The following is a 14,103-nucleotide window of genomic DNA, read 5'->3' as shown; positions in this document are numbered from 1 at the left end:
ATCACGGCAGAGGTGGATTTTGCACTATTCCCCATGAAGAGAGGGCCAGTCAGCAAGGGTGACCAGAGGGGCCGGCGGGCCCCTCTGCTGTTGCCGTTTGTCACACATTGCCACACAAGCTTCCCCCTCTGGCAAAGTCTTGTGACCGGACGGGGTTGTAATGGAGCCATGAGCAGGGATGAGGCCCTGCCGCGATGGAACCAGGGAGCATGTTATGACGGGTAAACGGGTGTGGTGGCTGTTGCCGCTGCTGGCGGTTGGAGTCTGGTGGCTGGGTTATGCGGGGGACGCCAACGGGGTGTGGCCCTGGCGCCATGAGATGTTGCTGCTGACGGGCCTGCTGGGGATGGCCTATATGGCCATTTCGCTGTTGCTGGCATTGCGTCTGCCGCGGCTGGAGGTGTGGTGTGGCGGTCTGGACCGGATGTTGCGATTGCACCGCCAGACGGCCATCGGCGGCGCATTGGCACTGACCGCTCACTGGCTGCTGGTGGAGGCGCCCAAGTGGGCGGTCTCGGCGGGTTGGCTGAGCCGTCCCGCCCGGCGTGGGGCCAGCGCGGCCGCAGCTGGTGCAGGAGCAGGTAATGGCATCTCGCTCCATGCCCTTGGCAATACCTTGGGGGAGTGGAGTTTCTATCTGCTGATCGCGCTGGTGGTGGTGAGCTTGCTGGCGCTGGTGAGTTATGGCCGCTTTCGGCTGATCCATCGGTTGGCGCCGCTCATCTATCTGGCGGGGTGGGGGCACGGGCTCTGCCTGCTGCCTCAGGTGGGAGCCATGACGCCTGTTGGGGTAGCGATCTGGTTGATCGGCGGGATCGGCGCTATCGGGGCCCTCTACTCCCTGCTGGGGCAAGTGGGGGCGCGCAAGCGCCATCCCGGCCGGGTCGTTGCGGTGCGGACGCTGGCGGATCAGACCTGCGAGCTGACCATGCAGCTGGAGCGGCCGCTCGCCCATTACCGCCCGGGTCAGTTTGCCTTTTTCGAATTTGACGCCAAGGAGGGGCCGCACCCCTTTACCCTGGTGCGGGTGTCGGCGGATCGGCGCCAGCTGGTGATCGCGGTGCGGGCGCTCGGGGATCATACCCGTCAGCTGGTGGCAGAGGCGCGCGCCGGGGATGGAGTGGTGGTGACCGGCCCCTATGGCGCCTTTGTCGCCCCGCAAGGGGGAGGTAGAGCCCTCTGGCTGGGGGCCGGGATAGGTATCACGCCGTTTGTTGCCTGGCTGGAGGGGCTGGCTGCCCGTGGAGAGCGCTGCGAGGGGATCACCCTGATCCAGTGCGCGCCGGATCTGGCGGGGGCTGTCTACCACCAGCGGTTGGTCGAGCTCTGTCATCGCACCGGTGTGCGTTATCAGCTGCATCTGGACAAGGCGGCCGGGCGGCTGGATCTGGCCCGCATCGCGCAGGATGCGCCCGAGCAAGTGTGGTTTTGCGGGCCGGAGGGGATGGCAGATGCCCTGACCCGGCTGTTGCCGGACGGGCATCTGCATCGCGAGTTGTTTCGCTTTCGTTGAGCTTGATGGGCGCCGTTATTTGGCGCTGGCTGGCAACTGCTTGAGGGCGGCTTGTACTGCCGCCTCCAGTTGCGGGTCGCGCCCGACCACCATGTCGGCGGGGGTGAGTGGCACCTGCAGATCCGGGATCAGCTCCTGATTCTCGTAGAAGGTGCCGTCCGGTTTGCGCAGCCCCAGGGTCGGAATGCCGTAGGAGAGGCCCGGGATTAGCCGGGAGTCGTGGCTGTAGACCATGGTGCCGGTGCCGGGCACCGGATCGCCGACGATGGGGCCGACCTTGAGGGTGCGGTAGTACTCGGGGAAGGCGGAGCCTTCCGAGTAGCTGCCAGCGTTCACCAGCACCACCGAAGGCTTGGTCCACTGGCGAGTGGCGGCGTCGGTTTCCCCCTTGCCCTGACGGGGCCAGCTGCTGGCCATCCCCTTGGTGCTGCCGCTGCCGGTCAGAAACTCCACCAGGGTATTGGCGAGATAGCCGCCGCTGTTGAAGCGGACATCGACAATCAGCGCATCGCGATTGCGCTGTCTGCCGAGGGCATCCGCCACCACCGCATCGTAGACCTCGCTATTCATCGCCGGCAGATAGACGTAGCCGACTCGTCCTCCGCTCAGGCTGGCCACCAGCTCCCGCCGTTTCTCAATCCAGCGATCCTGTTGCAGCTGGTACTCCTGCTGTTTGTCGATGGCGGTGAGCACCACCTCGTCAGTTTGCTTGTTGCCCTCCTGCAGGAAGGTGAGGGCAAGCCGGGCGCCAGCCTGATGGTTGAGGGCCCGATCCAGCTCGGCCAGATTGGCAATCGGGACGCCGTTGATGGCGAGCAGGCGGGCGCCCGGGGCGATATCGCTCTCCTGATCCAGCGGGCCGCCAGAGAGCAGGGCGGTGAGCATCACCCCTTGCTCGCTATCCTGCCAGTAGCCGCCCAGGCTGGCGGTTTCGTCCGCCATGCGCGGGAAGGGGGCGGGGCCGCTGCCCCAGGTGTGGGAGACATTGAGCTCGCCAGCCAGCTCCGCCAGCAGGTTGCCAAAGTCCCGCGGGTTGCCGATGCCCGGCAGCAGGCGGCGGTAAGCGGCGACATAGCTATCCCAGTTCACCCCGTTCATGTCGTCCAGATAGAACTCGTCCCGGGTGAGCCGGGCGATCTGATCGAAGGCGGCGGTCATGCGTTCCTGCCAGCGGCTGGTGGGCTGCAAGGCGAAGGGGGCGCTGGTGGCCTCGCCGGAGTCGAGGTGGATCCGGGTGATCTCCCCATCGCGCACCAGGGTAGCCAGGGTGCCCTGCTGGTTGAGGCTTGCCAGCGCTGGGCCGGGCTGTTCGCCAAACAGTTCGCTGGTTTTGCCCTTGCGCAGGTCCTGGCTGTAGCCCTTGATCTCGCTCTCGCTGTTGACCCCCATCTCCTCCACCAGATAGATCAGCTGGTCGCCGATGATGCGGCTGGCAAGCAGGGTGCCAGTGGGTTGCAGCAGCAGCGCTTCGCGATGGTTGAGACGATCGCTCTCAAAACCGTATCCCCCTTTCGGCGGCTCCAGTTCGGCAATGGCATCGGCTCTGGCGGCGCGGCTGCTGTAAATGCCGAGCAGGTTGGTGACGAGGGGCTCGCCATCGGGCCCCAGTGCGCCAAACCGGGTCGATTGCCAGTAGAGGATGGCGCCATCCTGACTCCAGACCGGTTGCCCATCCTGATAGCCGTTGAGGCTGACATTGACCGGTTTGGCCTTGGGATTGGCCGTGTCGATCACCGCGATCTCCTGCTCTGCCGCATCGGGGCGGAAGGTGAGCGCCAGATGGCGGGAGTCGGGAGCAAAGGCGAGATGCACCTCGTGGCGCGAGGGGTTGAAGCTGGCAGGTACCAGCTCCCGCTGCTTGTTGCTCGCCAGGTCCAGCAGGTGGATGGCCTGGCCATCTACCACGAAGGCGAGCTGCTTGCCGTCGGGGGAGAGCACCGGACGGCTGATCCCCTTGCCGGGAATGGCCAGCAGCAGACTCTCGGTCAAAGTGCCGGGATCGCTGAACAGCAGATCCGGCTCTCCCTTGCGCAGGCGATAGAGGGCGGCGTGCCCCTGCTTCTCCGATAGATAGATGAGGGCGCGTCCCTGCTCGGCGAAGAGGGGGCTGGACTGCTCGCTCGGGTCATGAGTCAGCTGGCGCACCCGCTCCCGCTCGGGGTCGACGGCAAACAGGTTGCCCTCGCTCACCAGGATCAGCTCATCCGCCTCTTCGCTGACCAGCGCTTCGTCTGCCAGGGTCAGGGTCTCGCTCGCCTCATCCGGCGCGCTCGCCACTTGCGGGGTGAGGGTCAGCTTGCGTGGCTCGCTGCTACCGGCATCGAGGCGATAGAGCTCGCCCAGCCATGACCAGACCAGATCGCCACTGCGAGAGGCGCTGAGCCCCCGCACCGGATGGCCCTGATAGTGGGTCAGCTGTTGCTCCTTGCCGCTGGCGAGATCCCGGCACCAGACGTTGAAATCACCGCTGCGCTCGCTCAGGTAAAAGAGGGTATCTCCCTTGTCGCTCCAGACCGGATCGGTGGCCGCCACCCGATCTTCGGTCAGCTGCTTGTGCTGCTTGCCATCAAACAGCCAGAGACGGGGCACCGCGAACGAGTGCTGATGCTTGCGAAAGGGTTGATCCGCCGCGGGCATCTGGTAGACGAGCCGCTCCCCGTGGGGACGGGCGAGGGTCGCAGGCAGCGGCAGATCGGCCTGCAAGGTGCCGCCGGTGATCGGGGTCCAGTAGAGCTCGCCCCATTGGTAGCCTTCCGCGACAAAATGGTCGGCATCGGGCGCGCCCAGGCGCTGGCTGCTCAGCAGCAGTCGTTTGCCATCGGCGCTGAAGGCTTGCGGCAGATCGGTGCGCGAATCGCGAGTGAGGCGCACCATCTCGCCGCCGCTGGCGGGTACCACGAACACATCCTCGTTGCCGTAGAAATTGGCGGCAAAGGCGAGCTGTTTGCCATCCGGTGACCAGATTGGCCGCTGGCTCAGGTAGTCGCTGCCGGTGAGCGCCGTAGCGGGGCCACCCTCGGCACTGGCGACAAAAATGCGCCCCTGCCAGGTGAAAGCAAGCTGCTTGCCATCGGGGGAGAGGGCGGGCTCGCGCAGCCAGAGTGCATCGGCGGCGACACTGGCGGGCAGCCAGAGCAGGAGTGGCGAGAACAGCAGGGTGGCGAGGCGGCACGAAGAGCGCATGGCATGATCCTGTCGGGGAGTGGAGTGTTATCTTCGCCGATCATTGCCCCGGGTGCCAGCGCGATAATTTTTGGTATCTTGTTGTTTTAACTATTAATTACCAATGTCAAATGACGGCGTTCAAGGAAGATGGCCTGGCTGCGGCAAGATATGTTTTGCCGGGCATATTGAGTATTGATGGCGATCCAATATCATGGCGCTCGCTCGCCGCTCGGCGGGCATCGTTCAGATGATCTGGTAACAAGAAAAGCCCGCACCAGAGGCTTGTCGAGGGATGGAATGAGAGCCGTATTACTGTGTTTGTTGGGGCTTTGGCCCGCATTGAGTTTTGCCTTTACCGAAAAAGCCGATTTGGTGGTGGTCAAGAAGTCGACCTATAGCCTGACCCTGATGAAGGATGGCAAAGAACTGAAGCGCTACTGGATTGCTCTGGGCCCGGCGCCCAAGGGGCACAAGCAGCAGGAAGGGGATCAGCGTACGCCGGAAGGGCGATACACCCTCGACTACAAGAAGACCAATTCCGGCTACTACAAAGCCATCCATATCAACTATCCGAACCTGGATGACATCAAGCGCGCCAATGAGCTGGGTGTTCGTCCGGGTGGCATGATCATGATCCACGGCCAGCGCAACAGTATTGGCAACCGCAGGGTTCAGCCTTCCAACTGGACCAACGGCTGTATCGCCATGCTCAACCACGAGCTGGATGAAGTGTGGGACGCTATTGACCCGGGTACGCCCATCGTCATCGAGCCCTGATCCCCTTGTGCACGCCCGCGACTCCGCGGGCGTTTTATTTCCCGCCAGTGATGACGTGACAGCGCTTGCTGTCCCGTGCTAGTTTTTTCGGCTCGCTTTGGCTGTGACAAGGAAGATCACATGATGTCAGTAACGAGCGTGCCCGAGCGAACGGGGATGCTCTGGTGGCGTGCCACACTGGATATGCTCCCGCTCTCCATTTCGGTGATCCCCTGGGGGATCCTGTGTGGCGCTTTGGCGTTGCAGGCAGGGCTGAGTCCGCTTCAGGCTCAGCTGATGTCGTTGCTGGTCTACGCCGGAGCCGCCCAGCTCTCGGCCACGACCCTGTTCGGGGCGGGCACGCCCCTGCTGCCCATCATGGGCTCCACCATGGTGATCACTTCCCAGCATCTGCTATACGGCTTCACCTTCCGCCGTGACGTATTGCCGCTCTCCCTGCGCTGGCGTGCCAGCCTTGCTTTTTTCCTGACTGATGAGATGTTCGCTGTGGCGCTGAAAGACCGGGAGCGCAGCGGCCACTTTGATCCGGCCTACGCGCTCATCGCGGGATTCGTCTTCTATCTGTTCTGGAATCTGGCGACCCTGCTCGGCATCGCGGCCGGTCAGTACATCGATGGACTGGACAGCATGGGGCTGGATTTTGCCATCGCGGCCACCTTCATCGCCATGACCATTCCCGCCATGAAAAACTTGCCCATGGTGGCGGCCACTCTGGTGAGCGGCGGCACAGCGTTGCTTACCAAGCCGCTGCTGGCGGAGATCCACATCATCGTCTCGGCTCTGGCTGGCATGGTGGTGGGCTATGTGCTGCACCGGATGAGGAGGTAGCGTGAGCTGGCTGATGATTGGCCTGCTGGCCCTGATCACCTTTTTCAACCGCTTCGCTTTCTTTTCTCGGTTGACCCGATATCAGCCGGGTGCAGAGATGGGGGCGTTTCTCGGCTTCTCGGCCCAGTCGGTGCTGACTGCAATCTGGTTGCCCATCGTCTTTAGCTACGAGCCGGGGATAGGTCTTGACTGGGATCCTGACTACCTGACTGCCACCCTATGGGTGATGCTTTTGACCCTGTTGCGGCTGCCGACTCTGGTTGTGGTGGTGGGCGGAATGGGGGGCTTCTTTCTGCTGCGCTGGCTGGGAGGCATAGCCGAGCTCTTGCCTTGGTGAAGCGCGAGCCGTGATCTTGTGTAATGGATGTCATTATTCGACATCCGTCATGTCATGAATGTCACTTCAAAAAAAGCCTGCAAATGGTAAGGATATGGGCTCTATCCGTGAAGGAGTGTCCCATGTCTTTGATCGAAACCTGTCAGCGCATCGTGCGCGATCCCCATCTCTCCGCCGCCCAGAAGAGCCACGCGCTGGCGCTGGCCGCCGAGAATGCGTTGCCCTACCCCGACCTGCCTGCCGCAGTCGCCGAGGCGATGGAGCAGGGTTTTATCTGCGACATGTTCGAAGGGCACGCCCCCTACAAGCCACGTTATGTGCTGCCGGACTATGAAAAATTCCTGACTCAGGGCTCTGCCTGGCTGGAGCTGGCGGCGCCGCAGGATTTCGATGAGGCGCTCAACGCCCTGCGCATCCTCTATCACCATGTCCCCTCCGTCACCGGCATGCCGGTCTGGCTGGGGCGGCTCGACCATCTGCTGTTGCCGTTTGTCGGCGAACTGGATGACGAGACCCTCTATCGCAAGCTGAAGGGGTTCTGGGTCTATCTGGACAGGGTGCTGCCGGACGCCTTCATGCACGTCAACATCGGGCCGGATGACAACCGGATCTGCCGCCTGATCCTGCGCATCGACAACGAGCTCAAGCAGGTGGCGCCGAACCTCACCTTCTTCCACGATCCGGAGCAGACCCCGGACGATCTGCTGCTGCAGGCGGTGAAGAACATCGCCGAGTGCAGCAAGCCGCACATCGCCAACTACCCGATCCACCGCGATACCTTCGACACTCGTGGTTTTGGTATCGTCAGCTGTTACAACGCCCTGCCGCAGGCGGGTGGCGCCAATACCCTGGTGCGGATCTCCCTCAAGCGGGTCGCCGAGCAGTGTCAGGGGATCGATGACTTCCTCGGCTGCCTGCTGCCCCACTACTGCCGTCTGGCCTCCCAGCTGATCGAGGCGCGGGCCGCCTTCCTCCACGATGAGTCCGGTTTCTTCGACAGCTTCCTGGTGAAAGAGGGGCTGCTGGATGAGGATCGCTTCGTCCCCATGTTCGGCATCTACGGCATGGCGGAAGCGGTCAATATCCTGATGGATAAAGAGAATCTGCCGGATCGCTACGGCCATGGCGAGGAGGCGAACCAGCTTGGCTATCGCATCTCGGCCCAGCTCTCCGCCTATGTGACCACGACCCAGCAGACCCATGCCTGGGGTGGCCGCGCTTTATTGCATTCGCAAGGTGGCCTCAGCATCGATGTGGCTGTTACCCCCGGGGTGCGCATTCCCTACGGGCATGAGCCGGATCCGGCCAGCCATGTGCTGGCGCTGGCGCCGCACCACACTTATTACCATTCGGGGATCAGCGAGATCCTCACGCTGGATCCCACCATCCGTCAGAACCCGCAGGCCCTGCTGCAGCTTTGCAAGGGGGCGCTCGCCATCGGTATGCGCGAGTTCACCGCCAACGTGGCCGACAGCGATCTGGTGCGGGTGACCGGCTACATGATCCGCAAGAGCGACGTAGCTCGTTTTGCAGAAGAAGGGTCGCGCTTGCAGACCACCTGTCTCGGTGCCGAGGCGAGTGAAGTGACCGCCATTCGTCAGCGGGCACCGCGAGTGGTCGCCCACGAATCGACTATCGGCGAGTATTGAGTTCGCACCGATGGCTGATGTCTTGCCAACACGCAGCGCCCTGGTAAGCAGGGTGCTGCCGTTCTCCTGTGTCGACGGGCCGGGCAACCGGCTGGTGCTGTTTCTGCAGGGTTGCAACTTTCGTTGCCCCGGCTGCCACAACCCGCACACCATAGGGCTGTGCGACGATTGTGGCGACTGCCTTGCGGTCTGCCCGAGTGGCGCCCTTACCCTGAGTGAGGGCAAGACCCATTGGCAGGCAACGCTCTGCACCGATTGCGACGCCTGTCTGGATGCCTGCCCGCGCAGTGCCAATCCCAAGACGGCCAGCATGACGGTGGCCGAGGTGCTGGCCCTGCTGCGCCGCTACGGCCCACTGCTGAGCGGGATTACCGTCTCAGGCGGTGAGGCGACCACCCAGCTCCCCTTTGTGGTTGCGCTGTTTGCTGCCATCAAGGGCGCGCCGGATCTGACCCATCTCACTTGCCTGCTCGACAGCAACGGCTCACTGGCCGAAACCGGCTGGCAGCGGTTATTGCCGGTGCTCGACGGCGCCATGCTCGATCTCAAGGGGTGGCGTGACTCGGTGCATCACACCCTGACCGGCTATGGTCGCGAGCGGGTGCTAGGGTCGCTGCAACTGCTGGCACGCCACGGCAAGCTGACCGAACTGCGGCTGCTCCATGTGCCGGGCAAGAGCGATTTTCTGGATGCAGAGGGGAGGCTCGATCGCGGTCTCGCCGATTTTCTGCGTCAGCTCGGCGCAGTGCCGATTCGGCTCAACGGCTTTCGCCACCACGGGGTGCGGGGGGCGGCTGCGCAATGGCCAGAGGCTCATCAAACCGAGCTGGAACAGCTGGCCAGCCGTTTGCGTGCAGCGGGATTGGGGCCGGTCTCACTGCCTGCCTTGATGGGCTGAGTGGCTGCGTCATCCGGTGACCGTCATCGCGTGAGGTGCGGCATGGAAAGGCCGCAACTGTGATTTCTGTCTATTGGATGGGGCGAGAACGGCGGCTAGAATAATGGCCATCTTCTTACCCCTCAATGACAGATAATCATGAGTGAAAGCAAGGCGTTATATCGAGTTCAGTTTATTTGCCACAGTGAGCGCTACGAAGTCTATGTGCGCGAAGTCAATCAGGGCCAGCTGTTCGGTTTTATCGAAATTGCCGACTTTGTCTGGGACAACCACACGGCGCTTATCGTCGATCCCAGTCACGAGAAGCTCAAGAGCGAATTTGCCGATGTGCGCCAGACTCTTATTCCCATGCATCAGGTGCTGCGCATCGATCAGGTGAAAAAGCAGGGGGCTGCCCGCATCACGGATCTGGGCAGCAACGTCGCCTCCTTCCCCAGCCCCATCTATACCAAACGTCCCTAGTCCCTGCTTGCCCTTGATGTTTCGCCGCGGTGAAACATCAATCTCTTCTCGTTGTCGTCCGGCTCAGGGCTCAATCAATTCGCGACCCAGTTGCAGGATCCGCTGGCGGAACCAGTGACGGGCCGAGCCATCACCGGCCGGGCCATACCAGACCAGACTGTGACTCACCTTGCCGTAATCGAACGGTGCCGGACGTATCACCAGATCCGGCTGACTGGCCATGCAGGCCGCCCAGCCACCGATGGCGGTGAGGATCAGATCAGTCTGGGGCAGCAGGGCCGCCGCGCTGGCAAAATCGGGCAGGGTGGCGCCAATCTGACGACGCACCTGCTGCTGGGCCAGGCTCTGCTCGAAGAAGGGGTTAGCCAGCTCCTGATCCCGGATGGCGATATGGCGCCAGCTCAGGTAGGCATCGAGATCCCAGGGCTTGGCCAGCGCGGGGTGGTCTTTGCGCAGCAGGCAGACCAGTTTCTCTTCCCGCAGGGTCTCCCATACCAGCCCGGGCTGGCGCGGCAACGGCTGGCTCTGGTCATGGGGCAGGATCACGAAGTCGAGTTTGCCCGCTGCCAGCGCCTCCAGCCCCTGTTCATCCTTGTTCCAGATCTCCGGCACCATGCCCGGCACCTCTTTCATCAGCTGACCCAGAATAGGGCCCACCGGCCAGGTCATGACGCTTTCGCGCAATCCCAGCCGCAAGCTGCCCTGCCACTGCTGCGGGTTGAAGGCGTTCTGGCGAGTGAGGCCGTTCAGCTCCCCCAACAGCCGGTGCAGGGTGGGCGCCAGTCGCTCGGCCATGGGGGTGAGCAGCAACTGGTTACCCTGACGGTAGAGCAGTTGATCCCCCAGCAGATCCCGCAGCTGGTTGAGGGTCTTGCTGACGGTGGAAGGGGTGGTGCAGAGCCGCTCGGCGGTGCGGGTGACGCTCTGGTTGTCAAGCAGCAGGTGCAGGGTGACCAGATGGCGACCTCCCAGCCTAGAGAGAGCGATCAGACCCATAGTGGCTCCTGAAGTGGATAAAGATAAGCGGATGAAAAGACAGGCTCTGAATCAGTACGATACAGCGTGACCTGCTGGCATTCTCTCACAGCAGGGGGAGGGTGAGCAGACCCATCAAGAGGTGACTGCGAACGCAACAGACAAAAAGCCCCGCCAAAGCGGGGCTGATGCGGATTAGCCTTTGAGCACCGCCGCCATGGCGTCGGCCACATAGTCGACGTTGCGGCTGTTGAGGCCCGCCACGCACATGCGGCCTGAGCGCACCAGATAGACGGCGAACTCTTCGCGCAGTCTGTCAACCTGCTCCGGGGAGAAGCCGGTGTAGCTGAACATGCCGCGCTGGTTGATGAAGTAGCTGAAATCGCGGCCCGGCACCTTGGCGCTCAGCACTTCGAACAGCTTCTGGCGCATGGCCTTGATGCGGGTGCGCATCTCGGTCACTTCATCGACCCACAGGGCGTGCAGCTCGGGTTGGCTCATCACCGCCGCGGTGATCTGGCCACCGTGAGTGGGCGGACTTGAGTAGTTGCGACGCACGGTGGCCTTCATCTGACCCAGCACCCGGCTCGCCTCTTCGGCATCCTGGCAGATCACCGACAGGCCACCACAGCGCTCGCCGTAGAAGGAGAGGTTCTTGGAAAACGAGTTGCTGACGAAGAAGCTGACGCCGGCGGCCACCATGGCGCGGATGGCGTAGGCATCCTCTTCCAGTCCGTCACCGAAGCCCTGATAGGCGATATCCATAAAGGGGATCAGGTTCTTCTCGACCACCAGCGCGATCACCCGATCCCACTGGGCACGGGAGAGATCCACCCCGGTCGGGTTGTGGCAGCAGGGGTGCAGCAGCACGATGCTCTTGGCCGGCAGGCTGCTCAGGCAGTCGATCATCGCATCAAACTGCACGCCGCCAGTGGCCGCATCGTAGTAGGGGTAGTCATGCACCTTGATGCCGGCCCCCTCGAACATCGCCTTGTGGTTGTCCCAAGTGGGATTGCTGACCCACACCTCGGAGGTCGGGAAGTAGCGCTTGAGCAGATCGGCGCCGATCTTCAGCGCGCCTGAGCCACCGATGGTCTGGATGGTGGCGATACGTCCCGCCTTGACCGCTTCATGGTCGGCACCAAACAGCAGGTGTTGCACTGCGGTGCGATAGTTGGCGGCGCCTTCCATCGGCTGGTAGGGGCGCGGCGCCGGGGCGGCGGCGCGCTGGGCTTCGGCCTGCTGCACCGATGGCAGCAGCGGAATGCGCCCCTGCTCGTCGTAATAGAGGCCAATCCCCAGGTTCACCTTCTGCTCGCGGGTGTCTTTGTGGAAGGTCTCGACTAGCGTCAGGATGGGGTCGCCAGCATAGGCATCGACGTGTTCAAACATGGGGGATCCTTGAAATTGACTGTCCAGTAAAACCGGCGGTCAGCCGGGCTGGACATCATGGCGCAAAGCTGGCGGTGGCTCAAGCCCGACGCTGGTCGAGCCTGAAGGGATGGTGCCGCGATCCTGCTTACTTCAAATAGGATCGCAGGACGCTGACCACCTGATCCAGATCCTCCAGCCGCTCGGCCGGGGTGGCATCGGGGGCGCCGAGATGCTCGCGCATATGTCCTTCCAGCACTTCCAGCATCAGGCCGTTGACGGCGCCGCGGATGGCTGCGATCTGCTGCAAAATGGCGGCGCACTCGCTCTCCTGCTCCAGCGCACTCTCCAGCGCCCCGGCCTGTCCCTTGATGCGGCGCACCCGTGCCAGCAGCTTCTTCTTGTCGTGGATGGTGTGTGACATGCAGGATCCTCTCGATCAATAAAACTATACTGGGGTATAGTATATTGCATTATAGTTCTCAGGAGAAATTCATGTCATCCCTCGCCTCATCCCACTGCCACCAACCCGTTGTGCACGAAGGCAATCCGCTGGCCGAACAGAAGACTCGCTGGGCCGTGCTGCTCACTGTCATCATGATGGTGGCGGAGATCGGCGGCGGCTGGTTCTACAACTCCATGGCGCTGTTGGCCGACGGCTGGCACATGAGCTCCCACGCGCTGGCGCTGGGTCTCTCTGTGCTGGCCTATCGCGCCGCCCGCCACTTTGCCCGCGACCACAGATTCAGCTTTGGCACTTGGAAGATCGAGGTGCTGGGTGGCTTCACCAGCGCCCTGTTGCTGGTGGGAGTGGCCGGGTTGATGCTGTTCGAGTCGGTGTTCCGGCTGCTCGATCCCAGCCCGATCCACTATCAACAGGCGATCGCTATCGCGCTGGTGGGGCTGCTGGTAAACCTCGCCTGTGCCTGGCTGCTCAAGGATGATCACGGCCACCACCATCATCACGGACATGGGCATGACCACCATCATGAGCATCACGACCACGATCATCATCATGACCATGACGATCACCACGGCCATCAGGACCTCAATCTGCGCGCCGCCTATATCCACGTGCTGGCGGATGCGGCCACTTCCGTGCTGGCGATTCTGGCGCTGGTAGGTGGCATGCTGTGGGGGGCCGACTGGCTGGATCCGCTGATGGGCATAGTGGGTGCCGGACTGGTCTCGGTATGGGCCTGGGGTCTGCTGTGCGACTCTGGTCGGGTGCTGCTGGATGCCGAGATGGATACCCCGCTGGTGGCGGAGATCCGCGAGGTGATTGCCGAGCTGCCGGGCACTGATATCCGCGATCTGCACGTCTGGCGGGTAGGGCAGCAGCAGTATGCCTGCGTGCTCTCTCTGCTGATGGTCAATCCGCTACCGGCGCAGCAGATCCGCGAGCGGCTGGCGATCCATGAAGAGCTGGTACATGTGACCATCGAGATCGCCAGCGAACAGGATAAATAATGTGGGCCGTTGGCCCCCTTGGTTTCAGTGCCGTTGGCACTCTGATGTCAGTGCGGCTGCCCGGTGATTTCATCCTGGGGCTTGTGTTGCCACACAGCGCCGAGCAGCAGCTTGAGCAGCAGCCCGGGCGGGTTGTCCAGCAGCTTGCCGGACTCCAGCAGCAGCTGGCCATCGGCGCGAAATCCGAGGCTGGCATCTATGGTGCCATCCTCCGAGACCACCTGGATCAGGCCATTGAGGGCGGAGCGCTCACCGGGCTGACAGCGCAGCCGCAGCTCGCGGGGTTCCCCCAGCAGGGTGAAGGCGCGGCTCAGCGGGGGCGAGTCTTCATAATCGGGCCAGTTGAAGAAGTGATACTGCTCGGCCAGGGTGCCAGCCTGCTGGCAAAACTGGTCGAATAGCTGCCCGATCGCCTGATACTCCTGATCGAGTCGTCTTGCCTGCTCTTCAATCCGTTTCATTGCTTACTCCTTGTCTATCCACTTGATCAGATATTGCTTTTCTGACCCCGTGACTGCCGTTTTCCAGATATGAGGCCAAATGGCTGCGAGGTCTGTGAGCCGGATCGAAGTTTCAGTCTGAAAACGTTATCTTGTTGAAACTGGATGGTTTTTTTGCCTTTCCGCTCACATTTGAATCGATTGCCGCTGATTAATAT

13 protein-coding genes are annotated in these 14,103 nt (G+C 62.5%); 8 read left to right on the top strand and 5 right to left on the bottom strand.

Features of this window, described 5'->3' with window-relative positions:
* Positions 1-214 precede the first annotated feature (214 nt).
* Positions 215-1,513: a ferric reductase-like transmembrane domain-containing protein gene (locus I6L49_RS13220; protein ID WP_216949711.1), complete on the top strand. Its 1,299-nt coding sequence runs from the start codon at positions 215-217 to the stop codon at positions 1,511-1,513.
* 15 nt (positions 1,514-1,528) lie between these two features.
* On the opposite strand, the gene I6L49_RS13215 is transcribed toward I6L49_RS13220, so the two are convergent.
* The gene (locus I6L49_RS13215; protein ID WP_216949710.1) at positions 1,529-4,696 is read right to left on the bottom strand and encodes a S41 family peptidase; all 3,168 of its coding nucleotides are present in this window, start codon (positions 4,694-4,696) and stop codon (positions 1,529-1,531) included.
* Positions 4,697-4,975: 279 nt separating this feature from the next.
* Here I6L49_RS13215 and I6L49_RS13210 point away from each other — a divergent pair, with 279 nt between their 5' ends.
* The 6 genes from I6L49_RS13210 (at position 4,976) to I6L49_RS13185 (ending at position 9,629) form a co-directional block, all read left to right on the top strand.
* Positions 4,976-5,455, top strand: coding sequence for a murein L,D-transpeptidase family protein (locus tag I6L49_RS13210; protein WP_042084254.1), 480 nt, complete (start codon positions 4,976-4,978; stop codon positions 5,453-5,455).
* A gap of 120 nt (positions 5,456-5,575) precedes the next feature.
* Positions 5,576-6,283, top strand: a complete 708-nt coding sequence (locus tag I6L49_RS13205; protein ID WP_005348822.1) for an AzlC family ABC transporter permease — start codon at positions 5,576-5,578, stop codon at positions 6,281-6,283.
* A 1-nt stretch (position 6,284) separates the two neighbouring features.
* Positions 6,285-6,620: an AzlD domain-containing protein gene (locus I6L49_RS13200; RefSeq protein ID WP_005340292.1), complete on the top strand. Its 336-nt coding sequence runs from the start codon at positions 6,285-6,287 to the stop codon at positions 6,618-6,620.
* A gap of 122 nt (positions 6,621-6,742) precedes the next feature.
* Complete coding sequence (locus I6L49_RS13195) at positions 6,743-8,269, top strand: YjjI family glycine radical enzyme (RefSeq protein WP_216949709.1); 1,527 nt, start codon at positions 6,743-6,745, stop codon at positions 8,267-8,269.
* A gap of 10 nt (positions 8,270-8,279) precedes the next feature.
* The gene (locus I6L49_RS13190) at positions 8,280-9,167 is read left to right on the top strand and encodes a YjjW family glycine radical enzyme activase (RefSeq protein ID WP_216949708.1); all 888 of its coding nucleotides are present in this window, start codon (positions 8,280-8,282) and stop codon (positions 9,165-9,167) included.
* A 138-nt stretch (positions 9,168-9,305) separates the two neighbouring features.
* Positions 9,306-9,629: a DUF1820 family protein gene (locus I6L49_RS13185; protein WP_005340296.1), complete on the top strand. Its 324-nt coding sequence runs from the start codon at positions 9,306-9,308 to the stop codon at positions 9,627-9,629.
* Between the two features lie 63 nt (positions 9,630-9,692).
* Here I6L49_RS13185 and I6L49_RS13180 read toward each other — a convergent pair whose 3' ends face one another.
* From I6L49_RS13180 to I6L49_RS13170, 3 genes are all read right to left on the bottom strand, one after another.
* Complete coding sequence (locus I6L49_RS13180) at positions 9,693-10,625, bottom strand: LysR family transcriptional regulator (RefSeq protein ID WP_216949707.1); 933 nt, start codon at positions 10,623-10,625, stop codon at positions 9,693-9,695.
* Positions 10,626-10,799: 174 nt separating this feature from the next.
* The gene (locus I6L49_RS13175) at positions 10,800-11,996 is read right to left on the bottom strand and encodes an amino acid aminotransferase (protein ID WP_216949706.1); all 1,197 of its coding nucleotides are present in this window, start codon (positions 11,994-11,996) and stop codon (positions 10,800-10,802) included.
* A gap of 127 nt (positions 11,997-12,123) precedes the next feature.
* Entirely contained in the window at positions 12,124-12,399 is a 276-nt protein-coding gene (locus I6L49_RS13170) for a metal/formaldehyde-sensitive transcriptional repressor (RefSeq protein ID WP_106843869.1), read from the bottom strand.
* Positions 12,400-12,470: 71 nt separating this feature from the next.
* Here I6L49_RS13170 and dmeF point away from each other — a divergent pair, with 71 nt between their 5' ends.
* Entirely contained in the window at positions 12,471-13,445 is a 975-nt protein-coding gene (gene dmeF, locus I6L49_RS13165; protein WP_216949705.1) for a CDF family Co(II)/Ni(II) efflux transporter DmeF, read from the top strand.
* Positions 13,446-13,492: 47 nt separating this feature from the next.
* On the opposite strand, the gene I6L49_RS13160 is transcribed toward dmeF, so the two are convergent.
* Entirely contained in the window at positions 13,493-13,906 is a 414-nt protein-coding gene (locus tag I6L49_RS13160; protein WP_005348835.1) for a hypothetical protein, read from the bottom strand.
* Positions 13,907-14,103: the final 197 nt, after the last annotated feature.

It is taken from the genome of Aeromonas sp. FDAARGOS 1419 (assembly GCF_019047045.1).
GTDB lineage: Bacteria > Pseudomonadota > Gammaproteobacteria > Enterobacterales > Aeromonadaceae > Aeromonas > Aeromonas veronii.
This window is presented reverse-complemented; position numbering and strand designations above follow the sequence as displayed.